17 protein-coding genes and 1 pseudogene are annotated in these 19,404 nt (G+C 72.7%); 17 read left to right on the top strand and 1 reads right to left on the bottom strand.

The window, feature by feature from the left end:
* Positions 1 to 95 precede the first annotated feature (95 nt).
* Positions 96 to 875 (top strand): hypothetical protein, encoded by a 780-nt coding sequence (locus CG736_RS22095; RefSeq protein WP_100587941.1) that lies wholly within the window; start codon positions 96 to 98, stop codon positions 873 to 875.
* A 45-nt stretch (positions 876 to 920) separates the two neighbouring features.
* Entirely contained in the window at positions 921 to 1,580 is a 660-nt protein-coding gene (locus CG736_RS22090; RefSeq protein WP_100588107.1) for a trimeric intracellular cation channel family protein, read from the top strand.
* Here the strand turns inward: CG736_RS22090 and CG736_RS22085 are convergent.
* Positions 1,516 to 2,337 (bottom strand): IclR family transcriptional regulator, encoded by an 822-nt coding sequence (locus tag CG736_RS22085; protein ID WP_043916107.1) that lies wholly within the window; start codon positions 2,335 to 2,337, stop codon positions 1,516 to 1,518. The genes CG736_RS22090 and CG736_RS22085 overlap by 65 nt on opposite strands.
* A gap of 102 nt (positions 2,338 to 2,439) precedes the next feature.
* Here CG736_RS22085 and CG736_RS22080 point away from each other — a divergent pair, with 102 nt between their 5' ends.
* From CG736_RS22080 to rfbB, 15 genes and pseudogenes are all read left to right on the top strand, one after another.
* A complete protein-coding gene (locus tag CG736_RS22080) occupies positions 2,440 to 3,621 on the top strand; it encodes a cysteine desulfurase family protein (protein ID WP_100587940.1) in 1,182 nt (393 codons plus the stop codon).
* Between the two features lie 51 nt (positions 3,622 to 3,672).
* Positions 3,673 to 4,164 carry a MarR family winged helix-turn-helix transcriptional regulator gene (locus CG736_RS22075; RefSeq protein WP_100587939.1) on the top strand — a complete coding sequence of 164 codons (492 nt, stop codon included), beginning with the start codon at positions 3,673 to 3,675 and terminating at the stop codon, positions 4,162 to 4,164.
* A gap of 111 nt (positions 4,165 to 4,275) precedes the next feature.
* Positions 4,276 to 5,685 carry an MFS transporter gene (locus tag CG736_RS22070; RefSeq protein WP_100587938.1) on the top strand — a complete coding sequence of 470 codons (1,410 nt, stop codon included), beginning with the start codon at positions 4,276 to 4,278 and terminating at the stop codon, positions 5,683 to 5,685.
* Positions 5,686 to 5,726: 41 nt separating this feature from the next.
* Positions 5,727 to 6,869 (top strand): tRNA 2-thiouridine(34) synthase MnmA, encoded by a 1,143-nt coding sequence (mnmA, locus tag CG736_RS22065; RefSeq protein ID WP_100587937.1) that lies wholly within the window; start codon positions 5,727 to 5,729, stop codon positions 6,867 to 6,869.
* 64 nt (positions 6,870 to 6,933) lie between these two features.
* Entirely contained in the window at positions 6,934 to 7,467 is a 534-nt protein-coding gene (locus CG736_RS22060; RefSeq protein WP_100587936.1) for a TIGR00730 family Rossman fold protein, read from the top strand.
* Between the two features lie 8 nt (positions 7,468 to 7,475).
* Complete coding sequence (locus CG736_RS22055) at positions 7,476 to 8,165, top strand: SDR family oxidoreductase (protein ID WP_100587935.1); 690 nt, start codon at positions 7,476 to 7,478, stop codon at positions 8,163 to 8,165.
* 74 nt (positions 8,166 to 8,239) lie between these two features.
* Entirely contained in the window at positions 8,240 to 9,052 is an 813-nt protein-coding gene (locus tag CG736_RS22050) for an alpha/beta fold hydrolase (protein ID WP_100587934.1), read from the top strand.
* Positions 9,053 to 9,148: 96 nt separating this feature from the next.
* On the top strand, positions 9,149 to 10,120 hold the full coding sequence (locus tag CG736_RS22045; RefSeq protein WP_232734121.1) for a methionine synthase: 972 nt from the start codon (positions 9,149 to 9,151) through the stop codon (positions 10,118 to 10,120).
* Positions 10,117 to 12,438: an NAD-dependent DNA ligase LigA gene (ligA, locus tag CG736_RS22040; RefSeq protein WP_369880252.1), complete on the top strand. Its 2,322-nt coding sequence runs from the start codon at positions 10,117 to 10,119 to the stop codon at positions 12,436 to 12,438. Before CG736_RS22045 ends, ligA begins: the two co-directional genes overlap by 4 nt.
* Before the next feature lie 310 nt (positions 12,439 to 12,748).
* Positions 12,749 to 14,323: pseudogene (locus CG736_RS22035) on the top strand (putative bifunctional diguanylate cyclase/phosphodiesterase); the annotation flags it as partial.
* A gap of 197 nt (positions 14,324 to 14,520) precedes the next feature.
* A complete protein-coding gene (gene gatC, locus CG736_RS22030; protein ID WP_035866399.1) occupies positions 14,521 to 14,817 on the top strand; it encodes an Asp-tRNA(Asn)/Glu-tRNA(Gln) amidotransferase subunit GatC in 297 nt (98 codons plus the stop codon).
* Positions 14,818 to 14,822: 5 nt separating this feature from the next.
* Positions 14,823 to 16,316 (top strand): Asp-tRNA(Asn)/Glu-tRNA(Gln) amidotransferase subunit GatA, encoded by a 1,494-nt coding sequence (gene gatA / locus CG736_RS22025; protein WP_100587931.1) that lies wholly within the window; start codon positions 14,823 to 14,825, stop codon positions 16,314 to 16,316.
* Positions 16,313 to 16,552: a hypothetical protein gene (locus CG736_RS22020; protein WP_043916116.1), complete on the top strand. Its 240-nt coding sequence runs from the start codon at positions 16,313 to 16,315 to the stop codon at positions 16,550 to 16,552. The genes gatA and CG736_RS22020 overlap by 4 nt, the downstream gene beginning before the upstream one ends.
* A gap of 27 nt (positions 16,553 to 16,579) precedes the next feature.
* Entirely contained in the window at positions 16,580 to 18,082 is a 1,503-nt protein-coding gene (gene gatB, locus CG736_RS22015) for an Asp-tRNA(Asn)/Glu-tRNA(Gln) amidotransferase subunit GatB (protein WP_100587930.1), read from the top strand.
* 143 nt (positions 18,083 to 18,225) lie between these two features.
* A complete protein-coding gene (gene rfbB, locus CG736_RS22010; RefSeq protein ID WP_100587929.1) occupies positions 18,226 to 19,224 on the top strand; it encodes a dTDP-glucose 4,6-dehydratase in 999 nt (332 codons plus the stop codon).
* The last annotated feature ends 180 nt before the right edge of the window (positions 19,225 to 19,404 follow it).

The following is a 19,404-nucleotide window of genomic DNA, read 5'->3' as shown; positions in this document are numbered from 1 at the left end:
CGGCGCAGCAGGGGGCGCGAGCTGTTGCCCGGGCGGTGGGGGTGCCTTGAGCTGGACCGGAATGTCCCGGCTCCCGCGCGAGGGGTAGGTCCACCATGCTGTCGGCCCGCAGTCTGTTCCAGGAGATCCACGACGACGACCGGGCGTTCCGGCTGTTCTGCTCCATCGCGGCCAAGGGGGAGGACCAGGGCGGCTGGGAGAACGGCCGGATCGCCCGGCTGGTGCCCGATCAGGAGCTGGCGCCGAAGGTGGCCCGGCACGGCGCGGACGAGGACAAGCACGGGCGGATCTTCAAGGCGCTGATGCACAAGCGCGGCCTCGATCCGGCCGAGGTCCCGGACGAGACCGACTACACGATGATCCTGGAGCGGCAGGGCATCGGCCTGGCGCACGCCCGGCTGCGCCGGGACGAGCCGCTGACCGAGCAGGACGTGATCACGTACCTGGCGCACAGCAGGGTGACCGAGCAGCGGGCGTCCGAGCAGATGCTGATGCTGAAGCGGATCTTCGGCGACCACCCGGAGCTGGGCCGGGCGGTGCGGATGATCTCCAACGACGAGGACAACCATCTGGCGTTCTGTCACGAGGAGTTGCTGCGGCTCGCGTACCACGGGCACGGCCGGCTGATCCTGGACACCCTGCAGGAGACCGCCCGGGCGGAGATCCGCACCTACCGGGACGTCAGCCTGGCGGTGATGGCGCACCTGGGGGAGCTGTTGCGCTGGCCGCGGGCGAAGTCGGCGGCGCTGGCGGCGGGCATCCACGCGGTGCACGGGTTCGAGCGGGCCGGCGGGTGGCGGCGGATGACGACGCTGCGGATGCCCGCCAAGCTGAACGCGCTGGGCGGGCCGGCGCCGCACGAGTCGTTCGTCTGACCGCCCGGCGATCGGCGCCGGTCGGGCGACGTGGACACTGACCAGGTGACATCCGAGATCTTCCCGCACGACGTCCAGCAGATCCTCGACCTGGTGGGCATTTTCGTCTTCGCGCTGTCCGGCGGCCTGATGGCGGTCCGGAAGAACATGGACATCTTCGGCATCTGCGTGCTGGCCGAGGCCACCGCGCTGGGCGGCGGCGTGCTGCGGGACCTGGTGATCGGCGCGCTGCCGGTGGCCGCGTTCACCAACTCCGGCTACCTCCCGACCCCGTTGGTGGCCGGGGTGGTGGTGTTCTTCCTGCACCCGGAGGTGGAGCGGATCACCCGGGCGGTGATGGTGCTGGACGCGGCGGGCCTCGGCCTGTTCGCCGTCACCGGCACCATCAAGGCGCACGACTACGGGCTCGGCGCGGTCGCCTCGGTGGCCTGCGGCATGCTGACCGCGGCGGGCGGCGGCGTGGTCCGTGACGTGCTGGCGATGGAGCCGCCCTCGCTGCTGCGCTGGGACCGGGAGATCTACGCGGTGCCGGCGCTGATCGGCGCGGCGATCACGGCGCTGCTGATCGGCATCGGGCAGCTCACCCCGGTGAGTGCGGCGCTGGCGGCGGTGGCCGCGTTCACGGTGCGGATGCTGGCGCTCAAGTACGGCTGGCGCGCACCGCGTGCTTGGCACCGCAACGGTTCTCGCACCAGCGAGGAGTAGGGGAGCCGCCGTACGCCAGCGAGATCGCCTCGACCGTGCAGAGCAGTTCCGGCAGCAGCTTGGAGAGCTCGACGACCGAGGCGACCCGGACCGGGGCGGAGATCGAGCAGGCGGCGATCGCGGTGCCCTCGGTGCCGGCGATCGGGGCGGCGATGCAGTTCACCGACTCGTGGTACTCGGCCTGGTCGGCCGCCCAGCCGAGCCGCTGCACCTCGGCGAGCTGGTCCCGCAGCGCCTGCGGGTCGCGGATGGACTGCGGGGTGCGGGCCGGGAACTCGGCCTCGGCGAGGAAGGCGGTGAGCCGGTCCGCGGGCAGGTCGGCGAGCAGCACCTTGCCGGCGGCGGTGGCCACGGCGGGGGCGCGCCGGCCGATCCGGCTGTCCTCGCCCAGCCAGCCCTGGCCGGTGTCCGGGTAGCGGGCGTCGACCTTGTCCAGGTAGAGCACCTCGTCGCCCTCCAGCACCGACAGGTGGACGGTGTGCCCGTACCGCTCGTTCAGCACCGCCAGGTAGGGGGCGGCGACCTGGCGGATGTCGATGCCCTCCAGCGCCTGGTGGGCGAGGGCGAAGAGCCGGCCGCCGAGCCGGTAGCGGTGGTCGGACTGCCGGGTGACGAAGCCGTGTTCCTGCAGGGTGCGCAGCAGCCGCAGGGCGGTGGACTTGTGCACCCCGATCCGGGACGCGGCCTGCTCCAGCGAGGCCGGGCCCTCACCGAGCGAGGCCAGGATGGTCAGCGCGCGGTCGACCGTCTGGGACATGGCCCTCCCCTCTCACAGCGGCGTGGCCGGAAGGCTAACGGCGCGTTGCAGAGGGTGCAATGGCCAAATCGTGACCCGTGGGCCGCCTACACTGGTCCCGCTATGGCTTACCTCGACCACGCCGCCACCACCCCGATGCTGCCCGAGGCGATCGCCGCGATGACGGCGCAGTTCGGGGTCGTCGGCAACGCCTCCTCGCTGCACACCGCCGGGCGGCGGGCCCGCCGGGTGATCGAGGAGTCCCGGGAGTCGCTGGGCGAGTCGCTGGGCGCGCGGCCCAGTGAGATCGTGCTCACCGCGGGCGGCACCGAGTCCGACAACCTGGCGGTCAAGGGCCTGTTCTGGTCCCGGCGGGCCGCCGACCCGGCCCGCCGCCGGGTGCTGAGCAGCCCGGTCGAGCACCACGCGGTGCTGGACGCGGTGCACTGGCTGGCCGAGCACGAGGGCGCCGAGGTCGAGTACCTGCCGGTGGACGCGGTCGGCCGGGTGCACCCGGAGTCGCTGCGGGAGGCGATCGGGCGGGCGCCGGAGACGGTCGCGCTGGTCACCGTGATGTGGGCCAACAACGAGGTCGGCACCGTCCAGCCGGTCTGCGAACTCGCTGCGGTGGCCGCCGAGTTCGGCATCCCGATGCATGCGGACGCGGTGCAGGCGCTGGGCCAGGTCCCGGTGTCCTTCGCGGATTCCGGGCTGACCGCGCTCACCGTCACCGGCCACAAGATCGGCGGCCCGTACGGGGTCGGCGCGCTGCTGCTGTCGCGCTCGGCGACGCCCGTTCCGCTGCTGCACGGCGGCGGCCAGGAGCGCGACGTCCGCTCCGGGACGCTGGACGTGCCCGGTGCGGCCGGGTTCGCGGTGGCGGCGGAGCTGGCCGTCGAGCGGCAGCCCGCGTACGCGACGGGCGTCGGCATGCTGCGGGACGACCTGATCGCGGTGGTCCGGGCGGTCGCGCCCGACGCGCTGCTGAACGGCGACCCGGATCCGGCGGGCCGGCTGCCCGCCAACGCGCACTTCTCCTTCCCCGGCTGCGAGGGCGACGCGCTGCTGATGCTGCTGGACGCGGCGGGCGTGGAGTGCTCCACCGGCTCGGCCTGTTCGGCGGGCGTCCCGCAGCCCAGCCACGTGCTGCTGGCGATGGGCGTGGCCCCCGAACTCGCCCGCGCCTCGCTGCGGTTCTCGCTCGGCCACACCTCCACCCGGGCGGACGTGGAGGCGCTGGCCGCCGCGCTGCCCGGCGCGGTGGAGCGGGCCCGGCGGGCCGGGCTGGTGCGCTCCGTCCGCTGACCCGGTTCGTTCCACAGCGGAACCGTCTGCTGGCGGACGTATTCTGGGGGCATGAGCGCACCCATTCCCGAGCGCACCGTCCGTGACCTCACCGGGTTGCTGGTCCAGGCCGCGCACGCCATGAACACCCGTCTGTCGCTGGCCCTGGCCGAGATCGACAGCTCCCCGCGCAAGCACTGCGTGCTGCTGCACGCCATCGAGGCCGAGCGCACCCAGTCGCAGCTGGCGGCGATCGCCGGGCTGGACAAGACCACCATGGTGGTCACCGCCGACGAGCTGGAGCGGGACGGCCTGGCCGAGCGCCACCCGTCCGCGACCGACCGGCGGGTGAAGGTCATCCGGGTCACCCCGGTCGGCGAGGATTTGGTCCGGCGCGGCGAGGTGATCGTCGACCGGGTGCACGGCGAGGCGCTGGGCGAACTGTCCGCCGGGGAGCGGCAGGTGTTCGTGGACGCGCTGGACCGGCTGCAGAAGGACGTGGAGTTCCCGATGGCAGGGGAGGGCGGCGCGGTGCGGAAGCCGCGGCGGGCCCGGCAGGGGTAGCGGCGGCCCGGCCAATCGGTCCGTTCTGGATCGTCTATTACGAAACCATCTGCTACGGTCTCTCTTGTTGAGGGAGCGCGTCCCCGCGCGCCCCGGGGGAGGGAGACACCCATGTCCGAACACCCGTCACGCGCCCGCTGGTCGGCCCTGGCGGTGGTCTGCGCCAGCATGCTGATGGTGATCCTGGACGGCTCGATCACCACCGTCGCGCTGCCCGCCATCCAGGACGACCTGCACATCGGCCCGGCCGGACTGGCCTGGGTGGTGGACGCCTACGTGATCGCCTTCGGCGGCCTGCTGCTGCTCGCCGGACGGCTCGGCGACCTGCTCGGCCGCCGCCGGATCTACCTGGCCGGCATCGCCGCCTTCACCGTCGCCTCCGTGCTGTGCGGCCTCGCCACCGGCCCCGCGACGCTGATCTCCGCCCGCTTCCTGCAGGGCGTCGGCGGGGCGATGGCCTCCGCCGTCGGCCTCGGCATGGTGGTCGGCCTGTTCCCCGAACCCGCCGACCGGGCCAAGGCGTTCGGCGTCGTCGGCTTCACCGGCTCGGCCGGCGCCTCGCTCGGCCAGGTGCTCGGCGGCGTGCTCACCGAAGGCCTCGGCTGGCACTGGATCTTCTTCATCAACCTGCCGATCGGCGCCGCCGCGCTGCTGGCCGGCCTGCGCCTGCTGCCCCGTGACGCGGGCGGCGGCGCCGGGGGCGGCGTGGACGTCCCCGGTGCGGCGCTGGTCACCGGCGGGCTGATGCTCGGCGTCTACAGCATCGTCGAGGGCGGCCCGCACGGCTGGACGTCCGCCGGCACCCTGGGCCCGGCCGCCGCCGCGCTCGCCCTGCTCGCCGCGTTCGTCCTCCGGCAGGGCCGCGCCGCCACCCCGCTGCTGCCGCTGCGGGTCCTCGCCCGGCGCACCACCGCGCTCGCCAACCTGGTGCAGATCCTGCTGCTGGGCGCGCTGTTCGGCTTCCAGGTGCTGGTGGCGCTCTACCTGCAGAACGTCCAGCACTACGGCGCGCTCGACACCGGACTGGCCATGCTGCCCGCCGCGCTCGCCATCGGCGCCGTCTCGCTGCTGGTCGCGGCCCGCGCCATCGGCCGGTTCGGCGAACGCCGCACCCTGCTGCTCGGCCTGGCCCTGCTCACCGTCGGCCTGGCCCTGCTGGTGCGGCTGCCCGCCGGCCGTTTCGACTACGTCGCCGACCTGCTGCCCACCATGCTGCTCGGCGCCGGCTTCGGACTCGCCGCCACCGCGCTCACCGCCCTCGGCATGGCCGACGCCCGGCCCGAGGACGCCGGACTGCTCTCCGGGGTGCTCAACACCACCCAGCAGGTCGGCGCGGCGCTCGGCGTCGCCGTCCTCACCGCGCTGGTCGGCGGCTCCGGGGACGCCGTCGACGGGTTCCACCTGGCCTTCGGCGTGGGCGCGACGCTGCTGCTCGCGGCCTTCCTGCTGGCCACCGCGCTGCCGGCCCGCACCGCCCCGGTCCCGGCCGCCGCCGAGCCGCCCGCCCCGGTGCCGAACTGACCGTCGGGCGAGCGCCCGGCCCCCGTTACGCTGGACTCCTTATGACTGACTTCCCCGGCGCCCCGACCACCCCGTCCACCGGCCGTCTGCGCGTGCTCGCCGCGATGTCCGGCGGCGTCGACTCCGCCGTCGCCGCCGCCCGGGCCGTCGAAGCAGGCCACGAGGTGACCGGCGTCCACCTGGCGCTCGCCAGCAACCCGCAGTCCTTCCGCACCGGCGCGCGCGGCTGCTGCACCCTGGAGGACTCCCGGGACGCCCGCCGCGCCGCCGACGTGATCGGCATCCCGTTCTACGTCTGGGACTTGGCGGAGCGCTTCCGCGAGGACGTGATCGAGGACTTCGTCGCCGAGTACGCCGCCGGGCGCACCCCCAACCCGTGCCTGCGCTGCAACGAGAAGATCAAGTTCGCCGCGCTGCTCGACAAGGCGATCGCACTCGGCTTCGACGCCGTCTGCACCGGCCACTACGCCCGGATCGTCGACCTGCCCGACGGCGCCCGCGAACTCCACCGGGCGGTCGACGGCGCCAAGGACCAGTCGTACGTGCTCGGCGTCCTCGACGCCGACCAGCTCGCCCACTCGCTGTTCCCGCTCGGCGACACCACCAAGGACGTCATCCGCGAGGAGGCCGACCGGCGCGGCCTCGCCGTCGCCAAGAAGCCCGACAGCCACGACATCTGCTTCATCACCGACGGCGACACCCAGGGCTTCCTCGCCGAGCGCCTCGGCACCGCCACCGGCGACATCCTCGACACCGACGGCACCAAGCTCGGCGAGCACGACGGCGCGTACGGCTTCACCATCGGCCAGCGCAAGGGCCTCCGCCTCGGCCGCCCCGCCGCCGACGGCAAGCCCCGCTACGTGCTCGACATCTCGCCGGTCGACAACACCGTCACCGTCGGCCCCGCCAGCGGCCTCGACGTGCACGCCCTCACCGCCATCCGCCCCCGCTGGTGCGGCGCCCCCGCCACCGGCGAAGGCCGTTATACCGCGCAGCTGCGCGCCCACGGCGAAGAGGTCCCCGTGACGGCCGTCCTGACGGACGACCAGCTGCACGTCCGCCTCGACACCCCGGCCCGCGGCATCGCCCCCGGCCAGGCCGTGGTGCTGTACGACGGCACCCGGGTGGTCGGCTCGGCGACGATCGCGAGCACCGAGCGGGCCGTCGAGGCCCGGGGCGTCTAGCGACTGCCCGGCGGATTATCGGCTTGACCCGGGTGTGTCGGCCGGTGATAGGACTGGTTGCACTATGAACATCACGGTCTTCTGTTCGGCGAACCTGCTCGATGCCAAGTACACCGCCCCGGCGGCGGAGTTCGCCCGGCTGCTCGGGGCGGCCGGGCACACCCTGGTGTGGGGCGGGTCGCACACCGGGCTGATGGGGCTGCTGGCCGACGAGGCGAAGGAGGCCGGGGGCCGGCTCGTCGGGGTGTCGGTGGAGTTCCTGCGGCACAAGGCGTACGAGGGCGCCGACGAGCTGGTGGTGATGCCCGATCTGCCGACCAGGAAGGCCGAGTTGCTGGCCCGCGGGGACGCGCTGGTGGTGCTGGTCGGCGGGATCGGGACGCTGGACGAAGTCACCGAGGTGCTGGAACTGAAGAAGCACGGTCAGCACGACAAGCCGATCGTGCTGCTCGACACCGAGGGCTTCTACGCCGGGATGCGCACCCAGCTCGAACGGATGGACCGCGACGGGTTCCTGCCGCGTCCGCTCGCCGAGCTGGTGTCCTTCGCGCAGACTCCCGCCGAAGCCCTCGCCCACGCGACCGTCCAGCAGAACTGAGGAATCCCATGGGTGCCCACCTGATCACCGGAGCCGGCTCCGGCATCGGCTCCGCCGTCGCCGACAAGCTCACCGCCCGCGGCGAGGAAGTCTGGCTGCTCGCCCGCGACGCGCGCCGTGCCGCGCAGCTGCGCGAGCGCTACCCCGAGGCGCGGACGCTGGTCGGCGACCTCGACGACCCGGCCAAGCTGTCCTGGGCGTTCGGCCACCAGGCGCTGCCCGTCGAACTCGACTCGCTGCTGCACATCGCCGGCGTGGTCGAACTCGGCACCGTCGGCGAGACCCCCGTCAAGGCGTGGCAGCAGCAGCTGAACGTCAACACCGTCGCGCCCGCCGAGATCACCCGGCTGCTGCTCCCCTCGCTGCGGCTCGCCCGCGGCCACGTGGTCTTCGTCAACTCCGGCGCCGGCCAGCGCGCCGACCCGACCTGGGGCTCGTACGCGGCCAGCAAGTTCGCGGTGCGTGCGCTCGCCGACGCGCTGCGGCAGGAGGAGCACGCCCACGGGGTCCGGGTCACCAGCGTCTACCCCGGGCGCACCGCCACCGCGATGCAGGTGAAGGTGCACCAGCAGGAGGGCAAGGAGTACGACCCGGCGAAGTGGATCGCCCCGGAGTCGGTCGCCACCGCGATCCTCGCCGCGCTCGACCTGCCGCGCGACGCGGAGATCACCGAGATCACCGTCCGCCCCGGCCAGTAGCCGGGGGCCCGCGCCTGCGGTCCACTGGAGGGACGGGGCCGCGGTCGCGGCTCCACGGCGCGAGGAGTGCGCGCATGCCTCTGGCCCGGGTGAACGGCGTCGGCCTCTACTACGAGCTGGCGGGGGACGGCGACCCGCTGGTGCTGGTCCACGGGTCGTGGAGCGACCACCTCACCTGGGGCTCCGTGGTGCCCGGCCTCGCCGAGCGGTACCGCGTCCTGGTCTACGACCGGCGGGGGCACAGCCGGAGCGAACGCCCCGACGGGCAGGGGTCCAGGACCGAGGACGAGCAGGACCTCGCCGCGCTGATCGAGACGTTCGACCTGGCTCCGGCGCACGTCGCGGGCAACTCCTTCGGGGCCTCGACGGCGCTGGGCCTGGCCGCCCGGCGCCCCGAGCTGTTCCGGAGCCTGGCGGCGCACGAGCCCCCGCTGATGGGGATCGTGGCGGAGGACCCGGACCTCCGGCCGCTGATGCGGGCCATGGAGGAGAAGCTGGAGTCCGTCCGCGCACATCTGCGCGCGGGCGAGGACCTCGCGGGCGCCGAGCAGTTCGTCGACGAGGTCGCCCTCGGCCCGGGGAACTGGGAGCAGCTCCCGGACTGGCTCCGGGACGCCCTCGTCACCAACGCCCCCACCTTCCTCGACGAACTGGCCGACCCCGACTGGCTGTTCCTCGACCTCGCCCGGCTGCCCGACTACACCGGCCCCGCCCTGCTGACCAACGGCACCGAGAGCCCGCCGTGGTTCCCGGCCATCATCTCCAGGCTCGGCGAGGCCCTGCCCCGGGCCGAGGTCCGGGAACTGGCGGGAGCCGGCCACGTCCCGCACGTCTCGCACCCCGAGGACTACGTGCGCAGCCTGACCGGCTTCCTCGACGCCGCCTGAGGCGCGAACGACCGGCCGGGGCTGCGTAGGCTCTGTCCCGTGACTGACGTGGACGTTTTCGGAGAGCTGGCCGGGGCCGCGACCGGCGTGGGGTCGATGCCCGGCGGGGATGTGCGGGAGATGGCGCGGGGGGTGGCGGCGGAGCTGGAGCAGCTGCCGCACCTGCCGGAACTGCCCGGGCGCGGGCCCGGGGCGGACATGATCGGGCGCGGGGCCGGCCTGCTGACCGAGCTGTTCGTGCAGACCGAGCCGAGCGGGTGGCGGTTCACCGACCACCCGGGGCGGGACACCAAGCGGGCCCGGTCCTGGCTGGGGGAGGACCTGGACGCGCTGGAGGAGTACACGCAGGGTTACGAAGGACTGCTGAAGATCCAGGCCGTCGGGCCGTGGACACTGGCCGGGTCGATCGAGCTGAAGCACGGCGAGAAGGCGCTCAGCGACCCGGGCGCCTGCCGCGACATCGCGGAGTCGCTGACCGAGGGGCTGCGCCGCCACCTGGAGGACGTCCGCCGCCGGGTGCCCGGAGCGACGGTGGTGCTGCAGCTGGACGAGCCGCTGCTGCCCGCCGTGCTGGCCGGATCGGTGAAGACCGCCAGCGGCTTCCAGCGGCTGCGCGCGATCGACCGCCAGCTCGCCGAACAGGCGCTGCGGGACGTGATCCAGGGCGTGAACACGCCGGTGCTGGTGCACAGTTGTGCGCCCGAGGTGCCGATCCCGCTGCTGCGCCGGGCGGGGGTGGCCGGGATCAGCCTGGACTTCGGGCTGCTGACGCAGCGTCACGACGACGACCTCGGCGAGGCGATCGAGGGCGGGACGCTGATCCTCGCCGGCGTGGTGCCGTCCACCGACGCCGCTGCGGTTCAATCAGAAGCGCTGTCGGACCCGGCCGGTAGTGTCCGGAGTGTCAGGACGTTGTGGCGCAGGCTCGGGCTGGCGCCGGAGCTCCTGGGCCGCCGGGTGGTGGTGACGCCGACGTGCGGGCTCGCGGGGGCGTCCCCGGCGTACGCGCGGCGGGCGTTGGCCGCGGCGGTGCGGGCGGCACGGAGCCTGGTGGACAACCCGGAGTGACGAGCGAGGAGGACGGCGCGGTGGCGGCTGTGGAGGGCTGGGAGGAGATCCCGGCGGAGGTGCGGACCCGGCACGCCGAATTGGCGACGGAGATCGAGGAGCACCGGTCCCGGTACTACGAGCTGGACGCACCGACCGTCAGCGACGCCGAATTCGACCGGCTGATGCGGGAGTTGGAGGCGCTGGAGGCCGAGCACCCGGCGCTGGTGACGCCCGACTCGCCGACCCAGAAGGTCGGCGGCGCGCCGACCGTGCTGTTCGCGCCGGTCGAGCACCGCGAGCGGCTGCTCAGCCTGGACAACGCGATGGACGCCGACGAGCTCGCCGCCTGGGCCGAGCGGGTCGCCGGCGAGCTGGCCGGCATCGAGTACCACTACCTGTGCGAACTGAAGGTCGACGGGCTGGCCGTCAACCTGACGTACGAGAACGGGGTGCTGGTGCAGGCCGCGACCCGCGGCGACGGCCGGGTCGGCGAGGACATCACGGCCAACGTCCGCACCATCAAGGAGATCCCGCACCGCCTGCACGGCGACGACGTCCCCGCGCTGGTGGAGATCCGCGGCGAGGTGTACTTCCCCAGCGAGGAGTTCGACGCGCTGAACGCCTCGTTCGCCGAGGAGAACGAGCGCCGCCGGCAGGAGAACGAGGAGCGCGCCAAGGAGGGCAAGCGGCCGCGGGCGATGATCCGGCTGTTCATGAACCCGCGCAACGCCGCCGCCGGTTCGCTCCGCCAGAAGGACCCGCTGATCACCGCCGCCCGCCCGCTGCGGATGGTGGTGCACGGCATCGGCGCCCGGGTCGGCTTCGACATCGACTGCCAGTCGCACGCCTACCAGCTGCTGCACGACTGGGGCCTGCCGACGGCCAAGCACAACAAGGTCGTCGGGACGCTGGACGAAGTGCGGGCGTTCATCAAGCACTTCGGCGAGCAGCGGCACTCCGTCGAGCACGAGATCGACGGCGTGGTGGTCAAGGTCGACGAGATCGCCCTCCAGGGCCGGCTCGGCTCCACCTCCAAGTCGCCGCGCTGGGCGATCGCCTGGAAGTACCCGCCGGAGGAGGTCACCGGCAAGCTCGCCGAGATCAAGATCGGCATCGGCCGCACCGGCCGGGCCACCCCGTACGCGGTGCTGGCCGAGCCGGTGAAGGTGGCCGGCTCGATGGTGCAGTACGCGACGCTGCACAACCAGCAGATCGTCAAGGCCAAGGACGTGCTGCTCGGCGACACCATCGTGCTGCGCAAGGCCGGCGACGTGATCCCGGAGATCCTCGGCCCGGTCTACGACCTGCGCGACGGCGCCGAGCGGGCGTTCGAGATGCCCACCCACTGCCCGGAGTGCGGCAGCGAGCTGCGCCCGATGTCCGAGGGCGACATCGACCTGCGCTGCCCGAACGCCCAGCACTGCCCGGCGCAGATCCGCGAGCGGATCGCGTTCCTCGGCGGTCGCCAGTGCCTGGACGTCGAGGGCCTGGGCTACGTCGCGGCGACCGCGCTCACCCAGCCGCTGGAGCCCGCCGACCCGCCGGTCAAGGACGAGGGCGACATCTTCGACCTGACCGAGGAGCAGCTGCTGCCGATCAAGGTGCTGGTGCGCGACCCGAAGACCGGCATGCCCAAGCTGGACGACAAGACCGGCAAGGAGAAGAAGGTCTCCTTCTTCGCCACCACCGCCGGCGCGCCGAAGAAGAACACCGGCGTTCTGCTGGACAACCTGCGCGGCGCCAAGGACCGCCCGCTGTGGCGCTTCCTGAACGGCCTGTCGATCCGCCACGTCGGCCCGGTGGCGGCGCAGGAGCTGGCCCGCGAGTTCCGTGACCTGGAGCGGATCTTCGCCGCCGACGAGACCGAACTCGCCGCCGTCGAGGGCGTCGGGCCGACCATCGCCCGGTCCGTCAAGGAGTGGTACGCCGAGGAGTGGCACCGCGAGATCCTCCGGAAGTGGAAGGACGCCGGGGTGCAGTTCACCGAGGAGGCCGGCGAGGAGCAGGGCGAACGCCCGCTGGAGGGCATGACCGTGGTGGTCACCGGCACCCTCGCCGGGCACACCCGGGACGGCGCGAAGGAGGCGCTGACCTCGCGCGGCGCGAAGGTCACCGGCTCGGTGTCGAAGAAGACGCACTTCGTGGTGGTCGGCGACAACCCCGGCTCCAAGTACGACAAAGCGGTGCAGCTCGGCGTTCCGGTGCTGGACGACGCGGGCTTCGAGGTGCTGCTCGGCCAGGGCGCGGACGCGGCCCGCCGGCACCTCGGGCTGGACGTCGAAGAGGAGGCCGGTGGGGAAAATGCCGGAGAAGTACCGCAGGAGCAGGTTTCCTGACGGGTCGTTATCGTCCTGATGCCGCGTCAGTCGGGTGTTCGAGAGCGAAATCGGGCATTGTGTCATCGAGCAGCGCGCGGATATGACGTCGCGCTCGGAGGTGACCGGAAAGTGCGCCCGTGCGGCGGACCCCGGCTTACCCTGGGCGCTACGAACTGTCAGCAGGAGTGTGTGGCACCGGTTCTGCCGGAGCCCCGGGGACACGCCCTCGTCTGACGTCCACCGGCATCCCGAGGAGGGGGTGCCTCACCGTGAGGCGGCCCAGCGGGGGCGGGCCCGACGGAGGACTGGGCTTATGGATCGTACGACCGGTGGCGCGCCCACGCGCCCGCCGCAGGGGATGGCGGGGGCGGTGCTGCTGTTCGGCGTCCTGCTGGCCGGCGCCGCGCCGCTGATCCCGTTGGCCGTCCTGGTGTACCGCTACGAACCCGAACTGCTCCCGCTGTTCGCGGTTCCGCTGGCGGTGCTGGTCGCCGCCTGGCGGATCGCCCGCGATCGGGCCAGGGACCAGCTCACCGACCCGCTGACCGACCTGCCCAACCGGCAGGCCCTGCTGATCGCCACCCAGGAGGCGCTGGCCGCGCACGAGGGCGAACCCGGCTACAGCGTCGGGCTGATCCTGCTCGACCTGGACCGCTTCCGGTCACTGAACGACGCACTCGGGCACACCGCCGGCGACCGGCTGCTGGTGCACATCGCCCGCCGACTGCACCGGGCGCTGCGGGCCGGCACCAGCTTCGCGCAGAACCCGGAGGCCGCCGTGCTGCCGCCGCCGGTGCGCCGCCGCAGCGAGCGCCCGGTGGTGGCCCGGATGGGCGGCGACGAGTTCGCGGTGCTGCTCCCCGGCGTCGGCAGCCCCGAGCTGCTGGAGCGGATGGCGAAGGGGCTGATCGCCGAACTCGCCGCACCGATCCGGCTGGACGGGCTGCTGCTGGTGCTGGAGGCCAGCGCCGGGGTCTGTGTGCACCCGACGCACGCCCAGGACGCAGAATCGCTTCTGCGCCGGGCCGACGTGGCGATGGGCCACGCCCAGCACAGCCGCAGCGGCGTCGAACTGTACGACGAGGCACGGGACTTGGACACCCCGTACCGGATCGGCCTGCTCGGCGACCTGCGCCGGGCGCTGGAGATGAACGAGGTCGCGCTGCACTACCAGCCGAAGGTCGCCTTCGACGGCCGGGTGGTCGGCCTGGAGGCGCTGGTGCGCTGGGAACGGCCCGGGCAGGGCCGGGTGCCCCCCGACGAGTTCATCAGCCTCGCCGAGTCCTCCGGGCTGATGCCCCGGCTCACCGACTACGTCCTGGAGAGCGCCGTCGGGCAGATCGCCCGCTGGCGCCACCAGGGCCTGATGGTGCCGGTCGCCGTCAACGTCTCGCCGCGCGACGTCCTCAATCCGGGGTTCGCCGCCCGGGTCGCCGGCCACCTGACCCGGCACCAGGTCCCGGCCGAGGCGCTCCAGCTGGAGATCACCGAACGGCTGCTGCTGGACGACAGCCGGCGGGCCGCCGACACGCTGGCCGAACTGCGCCGCTACGGCGTCCGGATGTCGCTGGACGACTTCGGCACCGGGCACTCCTCGCTGGTGCGGCTGCGCAGCCTCCCGGTCGGCGAGCTGAAGATCGACCGCTCGTTCGTCTCCCGGATGGTCGCCGACGACCACGACGCGGCGGTGGTCCGCTGCTCCGTCGAACTCGCCCACTCGCTGGGCCTGACGGTGGTCGCCGAGGGCGTCGAGGACGACGAGACCTGGGAGCGGCTGCACGACCTCGGGGTGGACGCCGTCCAGGGGTGGCTGGTCTCCGCCGCGCTGCCCGCCGACCAGGCGACGGCGTGGCTGCAGGTGCGGCGGACGGGGGCGGCGCCGGTCTCGTCGCTTCCGAGGTAGTTCTTCGCCGGCGAGGTCCGTCCGAGGAGGGCAGTTCCGTCCTCGGGCGGACCTTTCCACGTCCGCCGGGTCGCCCGCGCGGTTCCCCGCGCCCCTGTCGGGGCGCTCGGTGGCCATAGGATGGGCCCTCAAGACCAAAAAGGACGGGTGCGCCCAGGGCCGCCCGCTCACCGGAACTCACCCTTGAGGATCGCTGCATGCCTGGCATCACGCGCGAGGAGGTCGCCCACCTCGCCCGGCTGTCGCGTCTGGAGTTGCAGGCGGAGGAGTTGGACCACTTCGCCGAGCAGCTCGACGTGATCATCGGCGCGGTCGCCCGCGTTTCCGAGGTCGCGGGGCAGGACGTCCCGCCGACCTCCCACCCGCTCCCGCTGAGCAACGTCATGCGGGCGGACGAGGTGCGACAGTCGCTGACCCCGGAGCAGGCGCTTTCCGGCGCCCCGGCGAGTGAGGACCAGCGTTTCCGAGTGCCGCAGATCCTCGGGGAGGACTGACCGAGATGACCGACCTGATCAAGTACACGGCGGCCGAGACGGCCTCCGCGATCGCCAAGGGCGAGGTCTCGGCCGTCGAGGTCGCCCAGGCCCACCTGGACCGCATCAACGCCGTCGACAAGAAGGTCAACGCCTTCCTGCACGTCGACAGCGAGGGCGCGCTGGCCGCCGCCCGCAAGGTCGACGACAAGCGGGCCAAGGGCGAGCAGCTCAGCCCGCTGGCCGGCGTGCCGCTGGCGCTGAAGGACGTCTTCACCACCAAGGGCATCCCGACCACCTGCGGCTCGAAGATGCTGGAGGGCTGGATCCCGCCCTACGACGCCACGCTGACGCGGCGTCTGAAGGACGCGGACGTCGTCATCCTCGGCAAGACCAACATGGACGAGTTCGCGATGGGCTCCTCCACCGAGAACTCGGCGTACGGCCCGACCGGCAACCCGTGGGACCTGACCCGGATCCCCGGCGGCTCCGGCGGCGGCTCCGCGGCGGCGCTCGCCGCGTTCGAGGCGCCGCTGGCGATCGGCACCGACACCGGTGGCTCGATCCGCCAGCCCGGCGCCGTCACCGGCACCGTCGGCGTCAAGCCGACCTACGGTTCGGTGTCCCGCTACGGCCTGGTCGCCTTCTCGTCCTCGCTCGACCAGGGCGGCCCGTGCGCCCGCACCGTGCTGGACGCGGCGCTGCTGCACGAGGCCATCGCCGGCCACGACCCGCTGGACTCCACCTCGATCGACGCGCCGGTGCCGGCCGTCGTCGAGGCCGCGAAGATGCGCGACATCCGCGGCATGCGGATCGGCATCGTCAAGGAGTTCGCGGGCGAGGGCTACCAGCCCGGCGTCATGCAGCGCTTCAACGAGTCGGTGGAGCTGCTGCGCGAGCTGGGCGCCGAGGTCGTCGAGGTGTCCTGCCCGTCGTTCACGCTGGCGCTGCCCGCGTACTACCTGATCGCCCCGTCCGAGTGCTCCTCGAACCTGGCCCGGTTCGACGCGATGCGCTACGGCCTGCGGGTCGGCGACGACGGCACCCGCTCCGCCGAGCAGGTCACCGCGCTGACCCGGGAGGCCGGCTTCGGCGACGAGGTCAAGCGCCGCATCATCCTCGGCACCTACGCGCTGTCCTCGGGCTACTACGACGCCTACTACGGCTCGGCGCAGAAGGTCCGGACGCTGATCTCCCGGGACTTCGACGCCGCGTTCGCCGGGGTGGACGTGCTGATCTCCCCGACCACGCCGACCACCGCGTTCCCGATCGGCGAGCGGGCGGACGACCCGATGGCGATGTACCTCGCCGACCTGTGCACCATTCCCTCGAACCTGGCGGGCAACGCGGCCATGTCGCTGCCCTGCGGGCTCGCCCCGGAGGACAATCTCCCGGTCGGCCTGCAGATCATCGCCCCCGCGATGGCGGACGACCGCCTCTACCGCGTGGGCGGCGCCGTCGAGGCCGCGCTCAACGACAAGTGGGGTCACACCCTGCTGGAGGAGGCACCGGCACTGTGAGCAAGATCGAGAAGGCCAAGGGCTGGAAGCACTCGAAGCCCGGCCTGTGGCTGTCCATCGGCACCAGCGCGTTCGGGGCGATCTCCATCGTCAAGGACGTCCGCCACGCCCGTGAGGACAACGACACCCTCAAGCTGATCAACGCCCTGGTCGGCGCCGCCGCCCTGGTGACCGGCACCGCGCTCCTCGTGCGCGAGCTCAAGCGGCTCGGCGACGACGACGTCCTGCTCGGCTGAACCTCCCATGACTGAAGAAGGGACGCTGTGAGCGTCATGAGCCTGGTCTCCTACGAGGAGGCTCTCGCCTCGTACGACCCGGTGATGGGCCTTGAGGTCCACGTCGAGCTGGGTACCAAGACCAAGATGTTCTGCGGCTGCTCCACCGAGCTGGGCGCGGAACCGAACTCGCAGACCTGCCCGACCTGCCTCGGCCTGCCCGGCTCGCTGCCGGTGGTCAACGCGGTCGGCGTGGAGTCCGCGATCCGGATCGGTCTCGCGCTGAACTGCGAGATCGCGGAGTGGTGCCGGTTCGCCCGGAAGAACTACTTCTACCCGGACATGCCGAAGAACTTCCAGACCAGCCAGTACGACGAGCCGATCGCCTTCAACGGCTACCTCGACGTGCAGCTGGAGGACGGCGAGGTCTTCCGGGTGGAGATCGAGCGCGCCCACATGGAGGAGGACACCGGCAAGTCCACCCACGTCGGCGGCGCCACCGGCCGCATCCACGGCGCCGAGTACTCGCTGCTCGACTACAACCGGGCCGGCATCCCGCTGATCGAGATCGTCACCAAGCCGATCGAGGGCGCGGGCCACCGGGCTCCGGAGGTCGCCAAGGCGTACGTCGCCGAGCTGCGCGAGCTGATCAAGGCGCTGGGCGTCTCCGAGGCCCGGATGGACAAGGGCCAGATGCGCTGCGACGTCAACCTGTCGCTGCGCCCCAACGGCACCGAGACCTTCGGCACCCGCAGCGAGACCAAGAACGTCAACTCGCTGCGCAGCGTCGAGCGGGCCGCCCGGTTCGAGATCCAGCGGCACGCCACGGTGCTCACCGACGGCGGGACGATCATCCAGGAGACCCGGCACTTCCACGAGGAGGACGGCTCCACCACCTCCGGCCGGATCAAGGACAACGCCGAGGACTACCGGTACTTCCCGGAGCCCGACCTGGTCCCCGTCGCCCCGGCCCGCGCGTGGGTCGAGGAACTGCGGGCCGGCCTGCCCGAGCTGCCCCGGGTCCGCCGGGCCCGGCTGCAGGCCGAGTGGGGCCTGAACGACCAGGACATGCAGTCGGTGCTGAACGCCGGCGCGGTCGAGCCGATCACCGAGACCATCGCGGCCGGCGCCCCCGCCGACCAGGCCCGCAAGTGGTGGATGGGCGAGCTGGCGCGGCGCGCCAACGAGACCGGCACCGAGCTGTCCGAGCAGCCGATCACCCCGGCCCAGGTGGCCCGGGTCTGCGCGCTGGTCGCCGAGGGCAAGCTGAACGACAAGCTGGCCCGCCAGGTCATCGAGGGCGTCCTCGCCGGCGAGGGCGAGCCGGACCAGGTCGTGGAGAAGCGCGGCCTGGCCGTGGTCTCCGACGACTCCGCGCTCGGCGCGGCCGTCGACCAGGCGATCGCCGACAACCCGGACGTCGCCGCGAAGATCCGCGACGGCAAGGTGCAGGCCGTCGGCGCGCTGGTCGGCGCCGTCATGAAGGCCACCCGTGGGCAGGCCGACGCCGCGAAGGTGAAGGACCTGATCCTGGAGCGGCTTGCCGCGTAAGGACCATCAGCACAGCCTGGAGCGGCTTGCCGCGCAAGGACTGGCAGGCACAGCCCGGAGCAGCTCGCCCGAGTGCTGTCGCTCCGTACGGTGCCCGTTCCCGAAGTGGGGGCGGGCACCGTCGTTTTCGGGAAGAGAACCCCATGAGAATCCTGGTCACCGGCGGCGCCGGCTTCATCGGCTCGCACTACGTCCGGACGCTGCTCGCGGACGGCTACCCCGGCCTGCGCGGCGCCCGGGTGACGGTCGTCGACAAGCTGACGTACGCGGGCAACCGGGAGAACCTGCCGGCCGCCGACCCCCGGCTGGACTTCGTGCACGGCGACGTCTGCGACCTCGACCTGCTGCGCCAACTGACGCCCGGCCACGACGCGGTGGTGCACTTCGCCGCCGAGTCGCACGTGGACCGCTCGCTGGAGTCCGCCGCCGAGTTCGTCCGCACCAACGTCGGCGGCACCCAGAACGTCCTGGAGGCCGCGCTGCGCTCCGGAGTCGAGCGGGTGGTGCACGTCTCGACCGACGAGGTGTACGGCAGCATCGACCGGGGCTCCTGGACGGAGGAGTCGCCGCTGCTGCCCAACTCCCCGTACGCCGCCTCCAAGGCCGGCGCCGACCTGATCGCCCGCGCCTACTTCCGCACCCACGGGCTGAACGTCTCGACCACCCGCTGCTCCAACAACTACGGCCCGTACCAGCACCCCGAGAAGCTCATCCCGCTGTTCATCACCAACCTGCTGGAGGGCCGGCCCGTCCCGCTGTACGGCGAGGGCGCCAACATCCGCGAGTGGCTGCACGTGGACGACCACTGCCGGGCGGTCCAGCTGGTGCTCGACGGCGGCCGGGCCGGCGAGGTCTACAACGTGGGCGGCGGCGACGAGCGGACCAACCGGCAGATCACCGAACGGCTGCTGGAGCACCTCGGCGCCGACTGGAGCGCGGTGCGCCACGTCGCCGACCGCAAGGGCCACGACCTGCGCTACTCGCTGGACGAGCGCAAGATCCGCGAGGAGCTCGGCTACCGGCCGCAGGTCCCGTTCGCCCGCGGCCTGGCCGACACCGTCGACTGGTACCGCGACAACCCGGCCTGGTGGAAGGCCGCCGGGCGGGATGCCGCGAACGTCCCGCCGGGTCGGGCGAACTGAGGGATCGTCAGGTGGGTCCGGCCGGGGCCCCGATGCCTCGCCGCCCTTCCCGAAAGGGTCGACGCCTGGGCCGAACGGGCGACACCGCCCCGAAGGCCCCCCGCCCCACCTGGCAATCATTACGCTGAGTTGAGGAGGCGTGCCGGTGCGTGACGGGATTGGTGTAGGGTCCGGAGCGGG

The sequence above is a fragment of the Kitasatospora sp. CB02891 genome (genome assembly GCF_002803145.1).
In the GTDB taxonomy this organism is placed as follows: domain Bacteria; phylum Actinomycetota; class Actinomycetes; order Streptomycetales; family Streptomycetaceae; genus Kitasatospora; species Kitasatospora griseola.
Note: the sequence above shows the minus strand (reverse complement) of the source record. Positions and strands in the feature narration are given on the sequence as shown.